At 65.1% G+C, this 18,327-nt stretch carries 17 protein-coding genes and 1 pseudogene; 6 read left to right on the top strand and 12 right to left on the bottom strand.

Annotated elements, in window-relative coordinates; all coding sequences use genetic code 11:
• Window position 1: 1 nt before the first annotated feature.
• From HBF26_RS07485 to HBF26_RS07470, 4 genes are all read right to left on the bottom strand, one after another.
• Window positions 2–1,363 (bottom strand): TolC family outer membrane protein, encoded by a 1,362-nt coding sequence (locus tag HBF26_RS07485; RefSeq protein WP_167124646.1) that lies wholly within the window; start codon window positions 1,361–1,363, stop codon window positions 2–4.
• A gap of 158 nt (window positions 1,364–1,521) precedes the next feature.
• A complete protein-coding gene (locus HBF26_RS07480) occupies window positions 1,522–2,733 on the bottom strand; it encodes an FtsX-like permease family protein (protein WP_167125487.1) in 1,212 nt (403 codons plus the stop codon).
• 10 nt (window positions 2,734–2,743) lie between these two features.
• Complete coding sequence (locus HBF26_RS07475; RefSeq protein WP_167124644.1) at window positions 2,744–4,063, bottom strand: ABC transporter permease; 1,320 nt, start codon at window positions 4,061–4,063, stop codon at window positions 2,744–2,746.
• A 100-nt stretch (window positions 4,064–4,163) separates the two neighbouring features.
• Window positions 4,164–4,604 carry an SRPBCC family protein gene (locus HBF26_RS07470; RefSeq protein ID WP_167124641.1) on the bottom strand — a complete coding sequence of 147 codons (441 nt, stop codon included), beginning with the start codon at window positions 4,602–4,604 and terminating at the stop codon, window positions 4,164–4,166.
• Between the two features lie 321 nt (window positions 4,605–4,925).
• On the opposite strand from HBF26_RS07470, the gene HBF26_RS07465 reads away from it, so the two are divergent.
• The 6 genes from HBF26_RS07465 to HBF26_RS07440 are packed head-to-tail and all read left to right on the top strand — an operon-like array spanning window position 4,926 to window position 10,057.
• Entirely contained in the window at window positions 4,926–5,654 is a 729-nt protein-coding gene (locus HBF26_RS07465; protein WP_205287606.1) for a c-type cytochrome, read from the top strand.
• Complete coding sequence (locus tag HBF26_RS07460; RefSeq protein WP_167124639.1) at window positions 5,654–6,895, top strand: c-type cytochrome; 1,242 nt, start codon at window positions 5,654–5,656, stop codon at window positions 6,893–6,895. The genes HBF26_RS07465 and HBF26_RS07460 overlap by 1 nt, the downstream gene beginning before the upstream one ends.
• Before the next feature lie 12 nt (window positions 6,896–6,907).
• On the top strand, window positions 6,908–7,081 hold the full coding sequence (locus HBF26_RS07455; protein WP_205287605.1) for a hypothetical protein: 174 nt from the start codon (window positions 6,908–6,910) through the stop codon (window positions 7,079–7,081).
• A gap of 9 nt (window positions 7,082–7,090) precedes the next feature.
• Window positions 7,091–7,657 carry a cupredoxin domain-containing protein gene (locus HBF26_RS07450; RefSeq protein WP_167124635.1) on the top strand — a complete coding sequence of 189 codons (567 nt, stop codon included), beginning with the start codon at window positions 7,091–7,093 and terminating at the stop codon, window positions 7,655–7,657.
• Entirely contained in the window at window positions 7,647–9,272 is a 1,626-nt protein-coding gene (locus HBF26_RS07445; protein WP_205287604.1) for a cbb3-type cytochrome c oxidase subunit I, read from the top strand. Before HBF26_RS07450 ends, HBF26_RS07445 begins: the two co-directional genes overlap by 11 nt.
• On the top strand, window positions 9,269–10,057 hold the full coding sequence (locus tag HBF26_RS07440) for a c-type cytochrome (protein ID WP_167124633.1): 789 nt from the start codon (window positions 9,269–9,271) through the stop codon (window positions 10,055–10,057). The genes HBF26_RS07445 and HBF26_RS07440 overlap by 4 nt, the downstream gene beginning before the upstream one ends.
• A 33-nt stretch (window positions 10,058–10,090) precedes the next feature.
• On the opposite strand, the pseudogene HBF26_RS07435 reads toward HBF26_RS07440, so the two are convergent.
• From HBF26_RS07435 to HBF26_RS07400, 8 genes and pseudogenes are all read right to left on the bottom strand, one after another.
• Window positions 10,091–10,537 (bottom strand): annotated as a pseudogene (locus HBF26_RS07435) (lysozyme family protein); the annotation flags it as partial.
• A 64-nt stretch (window positions 10,538–10,601) separates the two neighbouring features.
• Complete coding sequence (locus tag HBF26_RS07430) at window positions 10,602–11,690, bottom strand: ATPase, T2SS/T4P/T4SS family (RefSeq protein WP_167029376.1); 1,089 nt, start codon at window positions 11,688–11,690, stop codon at window positions 10,602–10,604.
• Window positions 11,691–11,718: 28 nt separating this feature from the next.
• A complete protein-coding gene (locus HBF26_RS07425) occupies window positions 11,719–12,810 on the bottom strand; it encodes a type II secretion system F family protein (protein ID WP_167124629.1) in 1,092 nt (363 codons plus the stop codon).
• Window positions 12,807–14,381 carry a GspE/PulE family protein gene (locus tag HBF26_RS07420; protein ID WP_167029382.1) on the bottom strand — a complete coding sequence of 525 codons (1,575 nt, stop codon included), beginning with the start codon at window positions 14,379–14,381 and terminating at the stop codon, window positions 12,807–12,809. The genes HBF26_RS07425 and HBF26_RS07420 overlap by 4 nt, the downstream gene beginning before the upstream one ends.
• A gap of 16 nt (window positions 14,382–14,397) precedes the next feature.
• Complete coding sequence (pilP, locus tag HBF26_RS07415) at window positions 14,398–14,937, bottom strand: type IV pilus biogenesis protein PilP (RefSeq protein WP_167124627.1); 540 nt, start codon at window positions 14,935–14,937, stop codon at window positions 14,398–14,400.
• Entirely contained in the window at window positions 14,924–16,204 is a 1,281-nt protein-coding gene (pilO2, locus tag HBF26_RS07410) for a type 4b pilus protein PilO2 (RefSeq protein WP_167124625.1), read from the bottom strand. The genes pilP and pilO2 overlap by 14 nt, the downstream gene beginning before the upstream one ends.
• Window positions 16,205–16,207: 3 nt before the next feature.
• Complete coding sequence (gene pilN / locus HBF26_RS07405; protein WP_167029392.1) at window positions 16,208–17,890, bottom strand: PilN family type IVB pilus formation outer membrane protein; 1,683 nt, start codon at window positions 17,888–17,890, stop codon at window positions 16,208–16,210.
• Window positions 17,891–17,892: 2 nt separating this feature from the next.
• Window positions 17,893–18,270: a toxin co-regulated pilus biosynthesis Q family protein gene (locus HBF26_RS07400; protein ID WP_205287603.1), complete on the bottom strand. Its 378-nt coding sequence runs from the start codon at window positions 18,268–18,270 to the stop codon at window positions 17,893–17,895.
• Between the last annotated feature and the right edge of the window lie 57 nt (window positions 18,271–18,327).

The raw sequence follows: 18,327 nt of genomic DNA, 5'->3' as shown, positions 1-18,327 counted from the left end.
GTCACTGCAGCAATCTGTTGATGTCCTCGACGTCCTTCAGCGTGGCCGCGCCCACGGTGCGCTTCAAGAGGAGCTTGTCGAGGATGAACTGATGGCGCAACGCGCTGTACTGGCTGCGGATCTCCGCCAACGTCCGGATCGCCACCACCACGTTGGTGAGGCTCTGGGTGCCGATATCGTAGCCCGCGCGCATCGACGCCAGCGCCTTGTTCGCGGCATCGACGGCGTTGCGTGCATCGTTCACCTGACCGATGCCCGTCTCCACCAGATTGAAGTAGTTGTATGCATCGCGTGCCGTCTGGCGGCGTACCGTTTCCAGCTGCCCCTGGTCGGCATCGCGTTGCGAGATGGCCTGGCGAACCTGTGACTGTGTCAGGCCGCCGCTGAAAAGTGGCACCGAAAGCACGAGGCCCACCGTGGTGTTGCCGGTGCCATAGCTCGCGCTGCCGGGCAGCCGGTTAGACCATGCGCCGGCCTTGTCGTAACCCACCGCCAGATTCACCGTGGGGAGGTGACCGGCACGCGCGGCATTGATCGAATGCTCGTCGGCACTGACGAGATGCGATGCCGCGAGCACGGCCGGACTCTGCTGCATCGCCTGCTGCACCCAGGCATCGGCGTTGTCGGGTGTGGGTTTTTCCATGGGCAGGTCGTCGCGCAACGTCTTCAGAGTGCCCGGCTCCTTGCCCGTCAGCTGCTGGAGCGCACGGCGCGCGTCCCTCAGCGAGTTTTCCGCATCGACGCGGGACGACTTGATATAGAGGTAGTACGCCTGCGACTGCGTGAGGTCCGCCTCGGGTGCCAGACCCTGCTGGAACATCGTGGTGGCCTGGTCGTACTGCTGCTTGTACGCGTCCTCGTAGGAGCGAAACACCTCCACCTGGTCCTGCGCGACGAGCACCCGGAAATACGCCGAGGTCGCGCGGACGTAGAGGTCCTGCAATTCGCCTTCGTAGGTTGCGTCCTGGGACTCGGCCGTCGACTTGGCCTGCCGTTCGCGTGCGAACTTCGAAAGGTCGATCACTGTTTGATTGAGGTTGAGCGACAGGTCGCGCTGGCGGCTGTGGCCGCCACCCGAAACAACTTCGGAATTACCGTTGTTGTCGTTCACGACGCCGGCGTTGCCGGGGTGGAACTGTTGCAGGCTCAGCCCCGCCGACAGCTGGGGAAGCAACGCGGCCCGCGCTTGCGGTACGCCCTCCGCTACCACCTGGCGCTGCGCACTGGCCGTGGCGAGCACGGGATCGTTGGCCACTGCCTCGCGGTAGATGTCGAGGAGATCCTCGGCACGCGCCGCGACGGGCAAGCCGCCGGCAAGTGCCAGCAACAGGCCAAGGCACGTGGTTAGTGTCCGCTTCTGCATGTCTACCCCTGTGACGTACGTATCGATGGGGCGTGGTCAGCAAGAAGCGTGCCGGGTGCTGGAAACGACCGACGCACGCAATGCGGGCCGCCCGAGGCGCGCCGCGTCCGCCGCGGAACCTGTCCGCGGACGCCGCGCGCGGACACCCTCGGTCACCGTCAGGCGGAGCGCATCGCCGCAACGGGCGGAACGGCGGCCGCGCGCAGCGCGGGCGCGAGCACCGCCAGCTGGCCGAGCACCCACAGCGTCACCGCGCCGACAGGCAGGTACCACGCGGGAAGACGCGGCAACTCGTAGAACTTCATCAGGCCGGCATTGATGCCGAAGGCCAGGGCCATGCCGAGCGCGATGCCGATGGTGACGATGAGGAAGTTTTCGATCTGGAAGTAACGCAGGATGTCCCCGCTCGTGGCGCCCAGGGCCCGCCGTACGCCGATCTGTTTCCTGCGCTGCGCCACCCAGAAGCTCGCAAGTCCCACGATGCCGAGCGCCGTCGTGCCCAGCAACGCGACCACCACGCCGGCCAGCAATCCGGCCATGACTCGCGACGTCAGGAAATAGGAGTGGCGCAACTCGGGGATGGTCCGGCTCTGCACCTGATCCAGCACCGCCTCCGGAGCGGCTTTCCGCACCGCTTGCCTGGCACGCGCCATGACACCGGGCAAATCGGCCGGATCGGCACGTATGAGATACCGCCCCGCGAACTGCGGCCCCGGCTGGGCGGGTACGTACACCGACCAGTCCGGATCTTTCGCTTCGCCGCCGCCGGGCTCCGGCACCGCCAGATGATCCAGCACCCCGATCACACGGAAGGTGTCGCCGCTCCAGAAGGTCTTTCCGAGCGGGTTCTCTCCGGGCCAGAAGTGCTCGGCCAACGCGCGCGTGATCACGACCGGCGGGTCCTTCGGCACGAACGTGCCGACCCGGGCATATTCCTCCTGCGCCGGGAAACGCCCGGCCACAAGATGCAGCCCGAAAGCCTCAGCCGAACCGGGGCTGGCGAGATAGAACTCCACGACCCCGCCGAACTGGGCCTTGTCCGCATCGAGAAACACGCCGGCACGCCCGGCATGCTGGCTGAAGGGTACGGCGTTCACGACGGTCGCCGCGCGGACGCCGGCGATTCCGCGCAATGCCGACAGCACGCGCGCATTGAGATCGGTGGCCTGCTGCGGGTCGAAGCCGTCCAGCTTGATGGTGCCCAGCGCGTCTTCGTCGACGCCGCTGACGATATGCATCGCCTGCACGCGCTGCATGATGAGGAAACATGCATTGCACAGCACCGCGCATGCCAGCGCGATCTCCAGGGCGATAAGCACGGTGGCGATGCGGTGCTTGCGCAGCGCGGCGAGAACGGGTTGGACCTGCACCATGGTCATGTCAGATCACCTTCAACTGCAGCGCAGGCTCGACCAGGCTCGCGCGCAAGGCCGGCAGCAAGCCGGCGAGCAGGCTCACGCCCACCGATAGCGCGAAGGTCGTGAGGAACATCGACACGTCGAGGTGAATGAAGTCGGCATAAGGCACCGGCTGCCGGCGTACGAGCGCGAGTCCCAGCAGGGTGAGCAGCAAGCCGCCCACGCCACCGACGACCCCAATGACGCCCGCCTCCACCAGGTATTGCGCGAAGACAGTTCGGCGCGTGGCGCCGAGGGCGCGGCGCAAGCCGATCTCTCCACCACGGCGCAGGAACTTGGCCAGGAGCAGCCCCACCACGTTGCACAGGCAAATGACCAGGAAGGCGAAAGCCAGCAGGGTCTGGAGCTTCACGTCGTTGGGGACCACGCCATTGAAGTCCAGCCACTCCATGAGCGAACGCATCCGGTTGTTGTTCCCCAGCTTGATGCGCCCAAGGGCCTGCTGTTGCGCGGCGTAGTCGTCGAGGTAGCGCCGATAGGCGGTTACTTTTTCGGCGCTGTCGAGCTGCACCCACAGCGCCACCCATACGCATGGCGAGTTCTGCAGGTGTCCGGGCGTCGGCGGCATGCTCCAGCAGGTGAACTGCTGGAAGTTGCCGTCGTTGATTTCCAGTGCCGAACTGAGTGGGGTGATCACGTCTTCCGGCTTACTGTAGAAGTCCGCCGTGTCGCCATTGGAAAAGCGTCCGCCCCTCACGTTGTAGAACAGCGGCGAAGGCCGCCACGGCGCCAGCACACCGACGATGCGAACGTCCTTGCCGCGCAGCCGCAGCGTGCGGCCGACACTGTTGGCACCGGCGAAGATCTTTTCGTTCAGATCCGAGGAAATGACGGCTACACGGGACCGTGCCTCGTCGTCGTCCGCGCTCCAGCCCCTGCCATACCGGAACGGAACGTCGAACATCGGAAAGAAGTCCGCGGTGGTGGACAGCATGGGCAGCATCAGGGGCGGCAACGTGGTTTCAGGCGCCTCCAGCTTGACCGGGCTGTTGACGATCAATGCCTGCCGGTCCGCCTTGCGCGAGCTCCATAGATCGACGGCCGTCCGATAGTCGAGCACGTCGTAAGGCTCGCGCCCCTTGGATTCCGGGCTCACATCGATCTGGGGGTAATAAAGGTGCTGGCTGCGGCCGGGAAGCGGATCGCCGGCCAGCAGATGCATCACGGTCAGCGTGGTCATGCTGGCCCCGATGCCCACGGCGATGGCGAGAGCCATCAGCCCCGTGAGCATGGGGTTGCGCCTCATGTGGCGCAGTGCCAGTTCCAGGTAATAGCCGAGCATGCGCATCCCCACGTCATGACGGCGACCAAGGTATACGCTCGGGCATGCCGGGAGATGTGCCATTGGCTCCCCAACTTCCGGCACATCGCCATGGCGCAGTTCAGTCCGGAATGTTCGGCTCGACCAGCTGCGCCAGCTGCATCAGCGACTCCTGCCAGCCGAGGTAGCAGGCTTCGGTCGGAATGACGTCGGGGATGCCCTCCTGCGTTACCTCGAGAGCGGTACCCACGCTCACCGCGGTCATGGTCACCGTGGTGACCATCTCGCCCGGGAGGTTCGAATCCTCGAAGACGTCGGTGTAGCGGAGACGCTTGCCCGGCTCCAGTTCGAGGTACTTGCCGCCGAAAGCATGGCCGTTACCCGTGCTGAAGTTGGTGAACGCCATGCGGAAGGTACCGCCGACCTTCGCGTCCATCGCGAAGACCTTGCACGTAAACCCGTACGGCGGCAGCCACTTGGCCATGGCGTCGGGGTCGGTAAAGGCCTTGAACAGGCGCTCGGGCGTGGTGCGGAGGACGCGATGCAGGTTGACGGTACCCATGGTTTCACCTCGGTGTGATGGCAGAGGAAGGCCCTCTGACTGTACCGTCGAACGGGCGGGGGCGAATTCGACATGTCGCGCGGCATGCGCAGCATATTCGGCAAAAAAACCCTGATCCAGATCAAGATCGAGGTGTGCTCGTTCTGTTTCACTGGAGCTGTCCGGCACGGGTCGGCAGGGGTAGCGCGTGACAATGCGAGCCGTTTTGGCTAAAAGCGGGTCGGCGTCGTTTCATGGGCGGTGGATACCGGAAGGGTCTGCCGTGTTCACGGTGGGGGACTGTGCGAGGCGATCATGCTCCACAGGCGGACGGAGCAACCGATGACAGTGAAAGCCATGCGCGACCGCATTCTCAGGGCGGTCTTCGCCTTCTCGCTATGTTCGTTCGCCTCGGCGACGTTTGCGCAGACCAGCAGCGTGACGCTGCCCGATTCGATCGATACCCGTGTCATGGCATGCACCGGTTGCCACGGCGCCCGGGGCGAGGGCAGTCACGACGATTACTACCCACGCCTGGCGGGCAAGCCGGCGGGTTATCTGTACAACCAGCTCGCCGCGTTCCGGAACGGCCAACGCAAGTACGCGCCCATGACCTACCTCCTGGAGTACCTGCCGGACAGCTACCTCCACGAGATGGCCCAGTACTTCGCCGCGCAGCAGCCTCCGTTTCCCAAGATGCCGACGCCGACCGCCAGCCCTCAGGTCATGGCGCTGGGCAAGAAGCTGACGAACGAAGGCGACAAGGCACGCGACATTCCGGCGTGCATCGCATGCCATGGCGCTTCGTTGACTGGCGTCTCGCCGAACATTCCCGGCCTGCTCGGGCTGCGCGCCAAGTACATCAGTGCCCAGTTGGGCGCATCGCGGTACGGCGCGCGCGGTTCGGATCATCCCAACTGCATGCAGAAGATCACGCACCGCATGACCGACAGCGACATTGCCGCGGTGTCGGCATGGTTGTCATCGCTGCCCGAGCCCCTGAGCCCGGCTCCCGCGACGGAAGGTTCGCTCCCCCTCGCGCTTACCTGCGGCACGGGGGAACCCAAGTGATGAGGCCACTTTCACGATTCGGCGTATTCGGTTGGCTGGCGATATCTCTTGCCGCGTTCGCGCACGCTTCCACGGCGCAGGATGCCTCCGTGGTTGCGCGCGGCGAGTACCTCGCGCGGGCCTCGGACTGCATCGCCTGCCACAGCAAGCCCGGGGAGCGGCCCTTCGCCGGCGGCCGCCCGATGGTGACCCCCTTCGGTACGCTCTATTCGCCGAACATTTCGCCTGATCGCGATACCGGCATCGGCGCGTGGACCGCCGACGAGTTCTACAAGATGATGCACACCGGGCGCTCGCGCTCGGGTGAGTTGCTCTATCCGGCCATGCCCTTCACGGCCTACACCAAGATGTCGCGCACGGATGTCGACGCCATCTTCGCGTACTTGAAAACGGTGCCGGCGATCCGCCAGCCGAATCGCCCCCATGCCCTGCGCTTCCCGTACAACGATCGCAAACTCTTGCTCGGCTGGCGCGCGCTTTATTTCACCGAAGGCGAATACCAGCCGAACCCCGCCAAGTCCAAGGAATGGAACCGTGGCGCCTATCTTGCCGAGGGGCCTGGGCATTGCTCCATGTGCCACACGCCCATCAATGCCCTGGGCGGCAGTTCCCGTTCCGCCGCCTATGAAGGCGGCCTGATTCCGATGCAGGACTGGTATGCACCGTCGCTCACTTCCAATCGCGAGGCCGGACTGGGCGAGTGGAGCATCGAGGAGATCTCCGACCTGCTGCAGGCCGGGGTGTCCGAACGCGGGGCCGTCTATGGCCCAATGGCCGAGGTGGTGCATAACAGCCTCCAGTACATGTCGGACGCCGATATCCGCGCCATGGCCGTCTATCTGAAGGACCTGCCCGGGTCCACGCCGCCGGCCTCCAGCCATGCGCAGGATGCGGAAGCGTTGCGGCTGAATCCGCTGGGCAAGAAGATCTACGCCAACCAGTGCGCCTCGTGCCACGGCACGCGTGGCGAGGGCCGCGGGCGCGATTTCCCACCGCTTGCAGGCAACCAGTCCATCCAGATGGACTCCCCGGTGAACCCGATCCGCATGGTGCTCAACGGCGGCTACCCGCCGGGCACGCTGCGCAACCCGAGGCCTTACGGCATGCCGCCCTTCGCCCAGGACCTGTCCGACGAGGAAGTGGCCGCCGTGGTGACGTACATCCGCACCACGTGGGGCAATCGGGGCACCCCCATCACCGACCGCGACGTGAACGCGCTGCGGTCCGCGCCCCTGGATTAGCGGAGCATGGCCATGAACGAGCCGACACCGAGCGGTACGCACGAGGAAGACGCCGAAGTCGATGCCATCGTCGCAAAAGGGCCCCGGGGCGCACTGGCCGTTGCAGGCGTGGCCGTGGCCATCGTGATTGCCATGTGGTTTCTCTTCTACTTCCTCGCTTTCCTTCCCCGCGGCGTCATCCACTAAAGGCTCGCCATGCCTCAGCCGGCTTCCGAATCTCCGTCTCATAGCGACGTTGCCGCGCGCGCCGAGCGCCGCTGGGCGATCGTCATGCTCGGCATCATCGCCCTGCTGGTCGCCATGGTCGTCTTCACTGGCCTGCACTGGGCCATGATGCCGCCTTCGCGCGTGGAGACGGTCGATCCGGCGACGTTGCAACTGTCGGGCGAATTTACCGAGGCCAATCTCGGCAGCGCGGTCGAACCCGACGGGTCGGTCACGGTGCGCATCGTCGGCCAGCAGTACTCGTTCACTCCGCAATGCATCGTGGTGCCGGCCGGCACACCTGTCACCTTCCGGGTCACGAGCGCGGACGTGATCCATGGACTGATGATCATGGGCACGAACATCAACTCCATGATCGAGCCGGGATTCATCTCCACGTTCAAGACCACCTTCGACAAGCCCGGCGACCACCAGATGCCCTGCCACGAGTTCTGCGGCACGGGTCACCAAGCGATGTGGGCGAACGTCAAGGTCGTGGAACCGTCGGCTTTCACGCAGCTCGCCGACCATGCACGGAGGCTCACCTGTGATCTTTAACAAGCGCCTCGTGCTCGCCCACTTCTGGCTGGCCTTCATCGCCTTCGGCGCCGCGATCCTGCTCGGCGAATGGCAGATGTTCATCCGCAGTCCGCTGCATGGCTGGCTGCGCAACGCCGATCTCTACTATCGCTCGGTCACGGCACACGGTACCGTCATGGGCTATGTGTTCCCGACCCTGGTCGCCATGGGCTTCGGATACGCCGTCAGCGAACTGTCTCTCGGCCGGTCGTTGATCGGACCACGCTGGGCCTGGGCCGGATTCATTCTCATCGTCATCGGCTCGGTGGTGGCATCGGTGCCCATCGCCATGGGCCTGGATTCGGTGCTCTATACGTTCTACCCGCCCATGATCGGCCACGCGTCGTACTACCTCGGCGTGGTGCTGGTAGTGGTGGGCTCGTGGATATGGGTGGCACTCATGGGCGTGAACATGTACGCATGGAAGAAGGCCAATCCCGGAAAGCCGGTGCCGCTGCCCATGTTCGCCACCGTCGCCGGCGCCTTCCTATGGGGATGGACGGCCGTGGGCGCCGCAGCGGAACTTCTGTTCCAGATTCTTCCCGTAGCGCTCGGCTTCAGCAGCACGATCAACGCCGGGCTGGCCCGCGTGCTGTTCTCGTGGACGTTGCATGCCATCGTCTACTTCTGGCTGATGCCGGCCTACATCGCCTTCTACACGATCGTGCCGCGCGCGATCGGTGGTCGACTGTACAGCGACACGATGGGCCGGGTGGCGTTCGTGCTGTTCCTGGTGTTCTCGATGCCCATCGGCATCCACCACCTGTTTGCCGATCCGCAGGTTGGGTCCGGCTTCAAGTTCCTCCATTCGGTGTTCACGGCCATGGTGTCCGTGCCTACCTTGCTGACCGTGTTCACCATCTGCGCCTCCGTGGAGATAGCCTCCCGGCTGCGCGGCGGCAAGGGCGCCTTCGGTTGGGTGAAGGCGTTACCCTGGGGAAACCCGCAGATGCTGGCCCTGGCGTTGTCGTTCGTCATGCTGGGCTTCGGCGGTGCGGGTGGGCTCATCAACATGAGCTACCAGCTCAATTCCACCATTCACAATACGCAATGGGTCACGGCGCACTTCCACCTGATCTTCGCCGGCGCCATCGTGATCATGTACTTCGCCATCGCCTACGACCTGTGGCCGCAGTTGACCGGCCGGGCCATGACCGATCTACGTCTGATCCGCACGCAGCTGTGGCTCTGGTTCATCGGCATGATCGTGCTGACCTTCCCCTGGCATTACGCAGGTTTGCTGGGCGTGCCTCGCCGCATGGCTTACTACGACTACTCGGGCCCGAACGGCCACACCGAGGCCATCACGGTCATCATGTCGGTAGTGGGTGGCGCGATCCTCGTGATATCGGCAGCGCTGTTCATTACAGTACTCGTGCGCAACCATCGCGGTCGTACTGCCGACGTGGCGCCGTATACCTTCAGTCGCGCGATACACGAACCAAAGTCCGTGCATTGGGCGCTCAACGGGCTTGGCTTGTGGGTTGGGCTCATGATCGCCCTGACCGTGACCAACTACGCCTTTCCCATATGGCAGCTCATCAAGCTGCATGAGGCACAGGTACCGGCCGTGTACGTGGGGGGCGACCGATGACGCATCTACGCAAGCCGTGGTGGCGTGACCGCATCGTCGGGGGAAGCCTGGCGACGCTTGCCATGTTGCTTCTCCTTTCGGGCGTCGTCGGCTTCGTCTGGCTACCTTCCGCGCAGAACGACGCCCGCTTCAAGGGGATTCTCGACGCGATCTGCGGCGCCGCCGGTATTCCCAGGGGCTGGCTGGCCGATGCCGTGCCTCCGCTTCCCACGCCAAGGCACGTTTCAACGGTGGTGCTCACGCCGGACACGCTCTCGCACGATGCGCCCGGCTCCATCGGACGCGGCGGAACGCTCGCCTTGAAGTGCACCATGTGTCACGGCCTGCGCGGTGTGAGTACCTCTGAAACGCCAAGTCTCGCCGGGCAGCAGTCCGCTTCGATCTACAAGCAACTGCGCGATTACCAGACCGGCGCGCGCTCCAGCGCGGTGATGGAGCCCCTGGTGAAGGACCTCAGCGACCAGGACCTCAAGGACCTGGCCATGTTCTACGGTTCACTGCCGAGAGAACCTGCCCGCGACCTGGGCAACGCACCCGACATCGTCGCTTTCGGCTCGCCGACGCGTAACATCGCCGCGTGCGGTTCCTGCCACGGCGGCATGACGAGCAAGCTCGGCGCACCCTGGCTCGACGCACAGCCGCGCGCCTACCTGCGCACACAACTACTCGCTTTCTCGCACGGCACCCGGCGCAACGATACGAGCGCGCAGATGCGTAACGTGGCCGCCAACATGACGCCGCAAGAGATCGAGCAGGCGGTGGAGTATTACGGCTCTGGGCGTTGAGGCGGGAGTCCGGGCCGCAGTGGCTCAGTACGCGTCATAAGTCCTGTACCTCGCCCTGAGCCATTCGGCCCAGCGTGCCGCCCGGGCCATAACGGCCTGGCGATACACCGCGTTGTACCTGGGCGTGCGCGAGTGGTAATCCGCGATGCGGGTCCAGAGATCGCCACGGTCCTTCACGATATGCGTGCGGATGCGCCATGCGGCGAGTTCGTAGGGATAGCAACCGGCGCCGGAGACGTCCTGTTCCGAGATGCCGTATTTCCGTAGTTCGCCCAGGTAGGCCGTGTTGAACTGCATCGCGCCAAGATCGTAGGTGCCGTTATGGTTCTTCACGCGAAGACCGGGTCGGCCGCCTTCCTGTTCGGCCACGGCCAGCATCGCGTTGACCGGAATCCGGTATTTCACGGCAGCCACGATCGAACAGACGATGCGCTCCTGCGCGGGCGCCGCATGCGACGGCGACGCGCTTGCTGCATTCAGAATGACGAATGCCGCAACGGCGAGGCGGCGCCATGTCGCAGAGAGCGTGACCATCGCCGGCTCCTCAGATCCTGAGCTTGAACTCGTTACGCCCCGTACCCGTCTGCAGGCGGAGCACGTTGAGCGTGTAACGCTCGTTCATATAGCCGGTGACTTCGCAGATCTCGCTCACCATGCGTCCGGGGGCCGCGGCGGTCTTCTCGATCACCACGATGAGATTGACGGCGCTGGCGATCATCCAGCCGATGGCCTCCGGCGTGAAGCTCTGCGCCGCCGGGTCTTCGTAGATGTAGTGCGCCAGCTTCTGCAGGCCTTCCTCGGAGGAATTGGCGTGCATGGTGGCGACGCCGCCCGGGTGGCCGGAGTTCCAGCTCTTGAGCATGGTGTACGCCTCGCCGCCGCGCACCTCGCCCACCACGATGCGGTCGGGGCGGAGACGCATGGTGACGCGCAGCAACCGGCGCATATCGGCGTCCTTGCCCGTGCGCAGCAGCGCATGGTTCTGCGCCGTGACCTGCAATTCCATCGTGTCTTCCAGCGCCACGATGCGATCGCGCGGGCACTGTTCGGCGATCTCGTGCAGGATGGCGTTGGTCAGTGTGGTCTTGCCGCTGCCGGTGCCGCCGACGATAAGGATGTTCTTGCGCAAGGCGACCGCTTCGCGAATCGCATCGACCGGGTGCTCGAAGCTGCGCTGCCGCCCAGCCGCCGCCTCGGCCGCCGAGCGTAACGGTGCTGCACCTATCGGCTTGATGATGCCGTTGTCCTTGTAGTCGCCGAGCGAGAACACCGCGGGCGAGCGCTTGCGCAGTGCGAACGTCGGCGCGGTCACCAGCGGCGGAAGCAACCCCGCGATGCGCGAGCCGTCGAGCGGGAATTCTCCCTCGATGATCGACTCGGTAGCTGGGATGGGCGAGGTCTGCAAGCTGCCGGCCAGACGAAGGATGGCCGCGGCCTGGTCCTCGGGAAAGGCCGGATCGACGAGGCACATGCCCGCCTTGTGCGACTCGATCCACAGCTTGCCATCGGGGTTGACGATGACTTCGACCACGTCGGTGTCGTCGAGGGCTTCGAGGATGACGGGTCCACACGCGGCGCGCAGGGCCGCCAGGTCATTTTCGCGCAGGTCCTGCGCAGCGGATGAAACGTTCATGGAAATAATCTCGATAGGAAAGGATGATTTAACCGGCCGGCTGCGAGACGGACTGTTGGATGGTGTTCTCGATGTCGGACACCGCCGTCACCACCAGCACGAGCATGCCGCCCATCAGCAGGATCGACGCCAGCAAGAATCCGCGCGCAGCCGCCTGCACCTTGGCGATGGTCTCGTCGAGCCAATGCCGTGCGAACTTGGCCATCGACTGGTCGAAACCCTGCAGTCGCGACAGCAGGCGCAGGTAGCTGATCGCCTCGCCGTCGGGGAAGTCGTAACCGGTGTCGCGCAGCGCATCGCCGAAGCCGGAGCCCGCCGCGATGTTTTCAAGCGTGGCCTCGATACGGTCGCGCAGCCATCGCGAGCCGGCCCGTTCGAGCAGAAGCTCCAACGCCGATTGCAGCATCATGCCCGAGCGGATCAGCAGGGAAACGTTGAGCATGAAGATGCTGCCGTGGATCGTTCGATAGAGCGACCACGGTGGAAAGCGGTCCACCACGGTTCGTACGGGTCCGCCCAACAAGGGAAGCGAAAGCCCGATACCGACGGCCAGGATCAGGATGAATGCGAGCGCATAGAGGCCCCATTCATTGACGAAGGTGCCCAGTTCGTAGAGGAAATACGCGGCGCCCGACCATGTCTGCGGATTGGAGATGGCCGAGAGCTTCGGCACCAGGCTGCCCGCCACGATATGCAACAGCACGCATAGCATGGCCAGCAGCACCACCGGGTAGATGGAGGCACCGATGATCGCGCCACGGATCTTGGAGCCGGCCTCGATCATGGCGATGGCATCCTGGAACGCGCTGCGCATGTCACCGGATTGCTCGCCGGCGGCGATCACCGCCACCTCGTTCGCGTTCACCCAGGGACGCAGACCTTCGGCCAACGTGCTGCCCTGGCTCACGGCCTCGTAGCAACTGTCGAGAATGATGGCGTACCCGTTCCCCGGCTTCTTGCCTTCCTCGCTGGCGACGTTGTACATCTCGCGCAGCGCGTCGATCAGCATGATGCGGTTTTCCAGCATCATGGTGAGGTGGCCATAGAAGCGTATGCGCTTCTTCGCTCCAAACTGGAACTTGGCCATCTTGTGGTTCAGTCGTTCGAGTGCGCTGCTCATGAGATGGCGTCCGGCAGGTGGAACGAAGCTCCCGTCGAGCGGATGGGGCCGACAATGCGTTCGCCGGCGCGCGGGTCCACGATGCCCTGGTTGATCTTGCGAATGAGCGCATCGGCCTTGCCGATGCCACCGCCTTCCTGGATCCAGTGACGCGTGGCTTCCAGGTGGTGGCCGCGGATGTAGGCCTGCATAAGGCCCGGCGACGTGCGTATCACCTCGGCCACCACGGTTCGGCCGGCGGTTCCCTGCTGCTTGCAGCGCTCGCAGCCGTCGCCTTGCAGGCGCACGCCGTCGAGGTCGCAGTAACGCGTCAGGCGCTTCATCAGGCGTTCGCCCAGCAGTTCCTCATTGCCTTTGAGCGGAATGCTGCACTCGTTGCAGAGGCGCTGCACCAGCGACTGGTTGACGAGGCCGATCACGAGGCTGGAATCGGTGAGCAGCGACTGCATCACGCCTTCGTCTTCCAGGCGCGGCAGAATGGCCAGCGCATCGTTGGCGTGGATGGTGGTCCAGATGAGATGGCCCGTCATCGCGGCACGGAAGGCCATCTTGGCCGTCACGGCATCGCGCACCTCGCCTACCATGATCACATCCGGGTCGAGACGCATCGCATCCGCAATCGCGTTCGCCCATTCCTGTTCTACGCCCGCGCTGCTGCCCCGCTCGCCGCTCACCGGCGACTGGTTCGCGCCTTCGATCTCGTACTCCGGCGGATCTTCCAGCGTGAGCAGGTGGATGCCCGTGTGTTCGGCCATCAGCTTCTGCATCACCACCTTCAGTGTGGTGCTCTTGCCGCTGCCGGTAGGACCGGACAGCAGCACCACGCCGGTGCGATGTTCCATCAGCTCCTCGATGGCCTCGCACTGTTCCGGCAGGTAGCCGAGGTCGGCCAGCTTCGGTGCGGCGCCCGGGCTGTCGGCGTACAGCAGGCGCAGCACCATCATCATGCCGCGGTCCAGGGGCCGGGTATTGATACGCGCACCGGAAAGCCCGCATTCACTCAGAAACTCGTCCTTCATACGCGCGCGCTGCGCCTGCATGGGCTTGAACGTCGGCTCCGCGACGTCGCACATGCTCTGGTAGATCGTGGCGCAGATGCGCAGCCCTTCGTCGGGGCGAAGCTGTTCCACGGGGCGCAGGTAGCCGTCGATGCGGCAACGGATTTCGCAGTAGTCGTGGCGGGCCACGATATGCAGATCGGACGCGCGCATCGCGGTCGCTTCGCGAATCAGGTCCACGATGTAGCGCTGCGCTTCGCTCTCGCTGCCCACCGACTGACGCTGCCGGCCCTTGCCCAGGCGGTAAAGGTCCAGCACATTGCGCATGCCGCAGGTGATCACCTCGCACTCGAAGCCATGCCGGCGCGCGGTCTCGTGGTAGCTGAGCACGTGCGGGTCGAGACGGTGCGAGGACGACACGGCCAGGATGCAACGGCCCGGCTGCCTCGGAATCTCGACCAGGCACATCAACCCCCGGTTGTCTTCCTCGACCTCGAGCGCGCCCTTCTCAGTAGACAGGATGCGCGCGCCATTCAGGACCAACGCGATCAGGTCGGAAAGCGTGTAGTTCATCGCACCGTCCTCCCCGTCAACTGCGGTCTGGCAAGGGTGGCGCGACCATCAGCCCGTTACCCTGCATCCCCGGCAGTGCCGGCATGTCGGCCGTGAGGCCGGCCCTGTATTCGCGGCCGCCCTTGCTGAAGGTGACGGTGCCGGCCGAAATACGGGACACGCGATAGCCGCCCGGTACGCTGTCGCCGACACGGGCGTCCATCACGCTACCGCTGTTCAGGCGGAGCGTGGCGCTCAGCGCCCCACCGCGGCCGTAGATGGCTTTCACGGCAGGCATGCCGATGGCGGACGTACCGCCGGGGGCACCCACCCCTGAGGCCTTGTCCAGATCCGCCTGTGCCTGTGCGCGGGCGGTCTGTGCCTTCAGCAGCATCACTTCGGTCTGCAGCTTCTCGAGCTGCGTGGCCACAGCGTCGTCCATGGGTGCGACCGGAACGGCCGGGGCAGTAGTTGCCGCAGAGGCCGGCGCCGGCGCAGCGGGAAGAGTCTGTGCATGGATCGCGGAGGCGGCCAGCAGGCCCGTCGCGGCAAGCAGCACAACATTAGTCTTTCGCATAAAACACTCCATTGAGCGACCACTGTGGGGCGCTGTCAGAAAAGAGAACTTTCATGGTGGTCACGCGCAGTCCCGGGAACGGCTGTGCGAGCAGCGTGTCCGGCGGCATCGTGGTGGTGAGCGTCCAGTTGTAGGTCTGCCAGTCGGCCGGTGCCCATACTTGCCGCGGCGAACCGGGTACGGAGGGTGGTGGCGGCGGAAGCTGGGCCTGGCCCTTCGTCAGCGACGGCACCTTGAGGCCGAGCGACTGGAAGTGCGAGGTCAGTCCGATCAGGGCTGTGTCCTGTGATTGCAGTGCTTCCTCTTCGCCTGGCGCCGCTTGCAGCGTCAAGCTGACCTGCGCCTGTTCACCCATCTGCGAGACCTGCGGTCCCTGGCCGAAAGCGGCGACGGCGGCAGCCTGGAACACGGCGACCGGCATGCCGTTGTCGCGGCGGTAGTCCACCGTTGCCGAGCCGGCATCGAGTGCGATCGAATCCGCACGCCAACCGGCGAGGGTCAACGGAATGCGATTCATCGCCTGCTTCCACACGGCGAGCTGCAACAACGGACGCGGTTGCGACTTCCACGGATGCGGGGGCGGCACCTGGACCGTTTCATTCGAGCGCGCGGCGAACTGCGCCGCCAACCGGTCGCGATACGCGTGGATCGCCCAGCCCGCCGCGCCGAGGATCACCACACCCGCGGCGATACCGAACAGCAGGTTCTTCTGCTGCCGGGTCATCTCGCCCGTCAGCGATTCCAGCTTGCCGGCCGACTTCAGCGCCGATCGCGGCAGGAGCGATACCAGCGGCGCCTCCGGCCACGGTGTTTCGAACTCCTTCGGGGCGTAGATGGCATCCCACTTTTCGCCCGCGTCTTCCACGAGTTGCACGGTGTCGCGCAACAGCGCTTCCACCTCGCCACGAGTACCGATGATGTCGCGACCGGCCATGATGGCACCCTGCCGTACACCGACCAGCGCGTAGCGGGTATCGGGCAGGCGGAACGCACCGATCCAGTCCGGCTTGTCCACCGCCTTCGCCAGCACGGCGGCCAGCGAATGGAAGCCCGGCTCGCCGATGTCCTTCGGCCCATAGCCGATCTGCGTGGTCGCGCCCGCCATGTGCCGTACGGCCAGGCCGAAGTCGGCGGCCTTGCCCTGGCGTTGCATGGCCGCGCGGCTGATCTTCGGCACGGGCGGCTGCCAGACGAGGCCCGCCACCAGCGCCTTGCCGTACAGTTTCGTTTGGGCGGCTTGCGCCGCCCCCTTGTCGGTCCTGGCCATGGCTCAGCTCGCCACGACCGGCGTGATGAGGATCACGATCACGCTGTGGTTCTTCACCGCCTTGCGGCTACCGCCGAGGAACTGGTTGTTCGGGCTGCCCACACCGGAGCGCTGGCTGTCGTCAGTATTTTGTTCAAAACCCGACAGCGCCAAAGTCTCGCCCGAACGCAGGCGCACCTTCTGCGCGAATGCACGCAGGTCCACGGTAGGCAGCTGGATAGAGGTGGGCGAATCCTTGTCACCCATGGTGACCAGGTCCGCCAGGTCGCTCAGGCTGATGTTGTACTGGAGCAGCAGCTGGTTGTCGGCCATGGCGTATGGCAGCAGCATCATGTTGAAGCCGGTGGTCACCGTGCCGGGCTGGATACCCGTCGACGTACCGACCTGAGCAACCGCGGTGTTGCTGACCGAGGCGATATAAGCCTTCTGCGTGGCCACCTGCATGGGAACCGCCTGAAGGTTGAGCGTGGTCACCGAAGGTTGCGTCACGACGGACACCTTACCCTGCTCGGACAAGGCCTTGATCAGCAGCGACGAGTCCTTGAACGGGCCCTTGAGAATGTGGACGTTGGCCGTGTTGCCTTTCACGTCGGTCGCTGCCGTGCCGATCGAGCCGGCACGGGCGCTGTTGTAGGCGAGGTTCCAGTCCACGCCGTACTGGTCGGTGCGGTCGAACGTGATATTCAGGATCTTTACGTTCAGGACCACCTGCGTGGTCAACAGCTTGTTCTCGTGGTCGATATACGAGGCGATGCGGTCCAGTACGTCAGGGGAATCGGTCACCGTGATCGAAGCCGTGGCCTTCGACAGGGTGAACTTGCTCTGGCCCGGCGTGAGCATGCCGGATACGGCGTTGGACACGTCGTCCATCACCGAGCTGGTGAGCGTGGTCGCCACCGACTGCGCGCTGCCTGCCTGGCCGCTGACGCCGCCACCGCTGCCACCGGCACCGCCGGCACCACCGCCCGGGGACGCACCCGCCGAAGCGCCCGAATCTCCACCGCTGCCGCCACCACCACTCGAGCCGCCACCGATGCCCATCGACGACATCGTGCTCGTCGTGACACTGCTCGACAGCGCGTCCGTGCCCGGAAGCGCATAGATCTGGAAGGTGCGCGTTTCGGTGCGGAAGATATGTACCGCGCCGTTGCGCACACGCCAGTGCAGGTCAAGCTGCGCGCCCACGGAATCGAGCAAGCCGACGAGGGAACCCTGCCAGTTGAGCGACACCCGCGGTTCTTCCGGCGCATTGTTTGCACTCGCTTGCGGCGGCCCGAGGATCACGGTGTGTCCGGCGACGTTGTCATCGCCACCCTTGCCCGAAGCTTGCGGCACGTGCAATGCATCGGCGCTCACATGCACCGGAATCTTGCAGATGCGCGACACCTTGTCGGCGAACTGGCTTAGCGTGACCGGGCTGGCCTCGAACATCGTGAGGTCGCAGGAGACCGTTTCCGGCGCCGCGGACAGCGGTTGCGATTCCTTGGCTACCCAGTAGCCATGCTCGTGCACGCGCACCGTGGGAGCCTGTATGGCACGCATGGTGGCAACCTGCGCACCCGCGAGGGACATGTCCTGGTCGTTCGTGCGCTCGGCACTGCGCAGGGCGGAGGTGGCGCAGCCGCTGAGCGCGACGGCGATGGAAGCGGCCATGGTGAGCCGGACGAGCGTACGAATCGTGGTCATGGTCATTCTCCCCGTGCCTGCACGTGCACGAGCTTCTGTTCCTTGTAGATGTCCACCGACAGCGGGCGATCGGCCGCGGCATACGCGTCGAACAAGCCGGTGATGGCGTTGATGAAGTCACCGTCCATGCGCAGGCTTGCGCGAACGGGGTAGTCGAAGCCTGCGTCCCAGACGACTTCGTAGCCGGCACGGGAAGCCCAGGTCTTGGCGACCTGGCGCAGACTCTGGCCGGGTACGGCCTGCCAGACGCTCGCGGGATGCGCGGCCGTCGTCGGGGCCGTCGGCGGCTCGGTGGGATCGTTGGTCGAGGTAGCTGCGCAGGCGCAGGCGCTCATCGCACAGGCCACCGCCGCCAGGGCGTAAATCATCGGGTTTTTCATCGTCGTGGGTTCCTTTGGGGATTCTTCGGGCCGTCGAAGCCTGGCCCGCCGCACGCA

This window comes from Luteibacter jiangsuensis, assembly GCF_011742555.1.
Classification (GTDB): domain Bacteria; phylum Pseudomonadota; class Gammaproteobacteria; order Xanthomonadales; family Rhodanobacteraceae; genus Luteibacter; species Luteibacter jiangsuensis.
The sequence above is the reverse complement of the archived record's forward strand: the minus strand, read 5'-3'. Positions and strand labels throughout refer to the sequence as shown.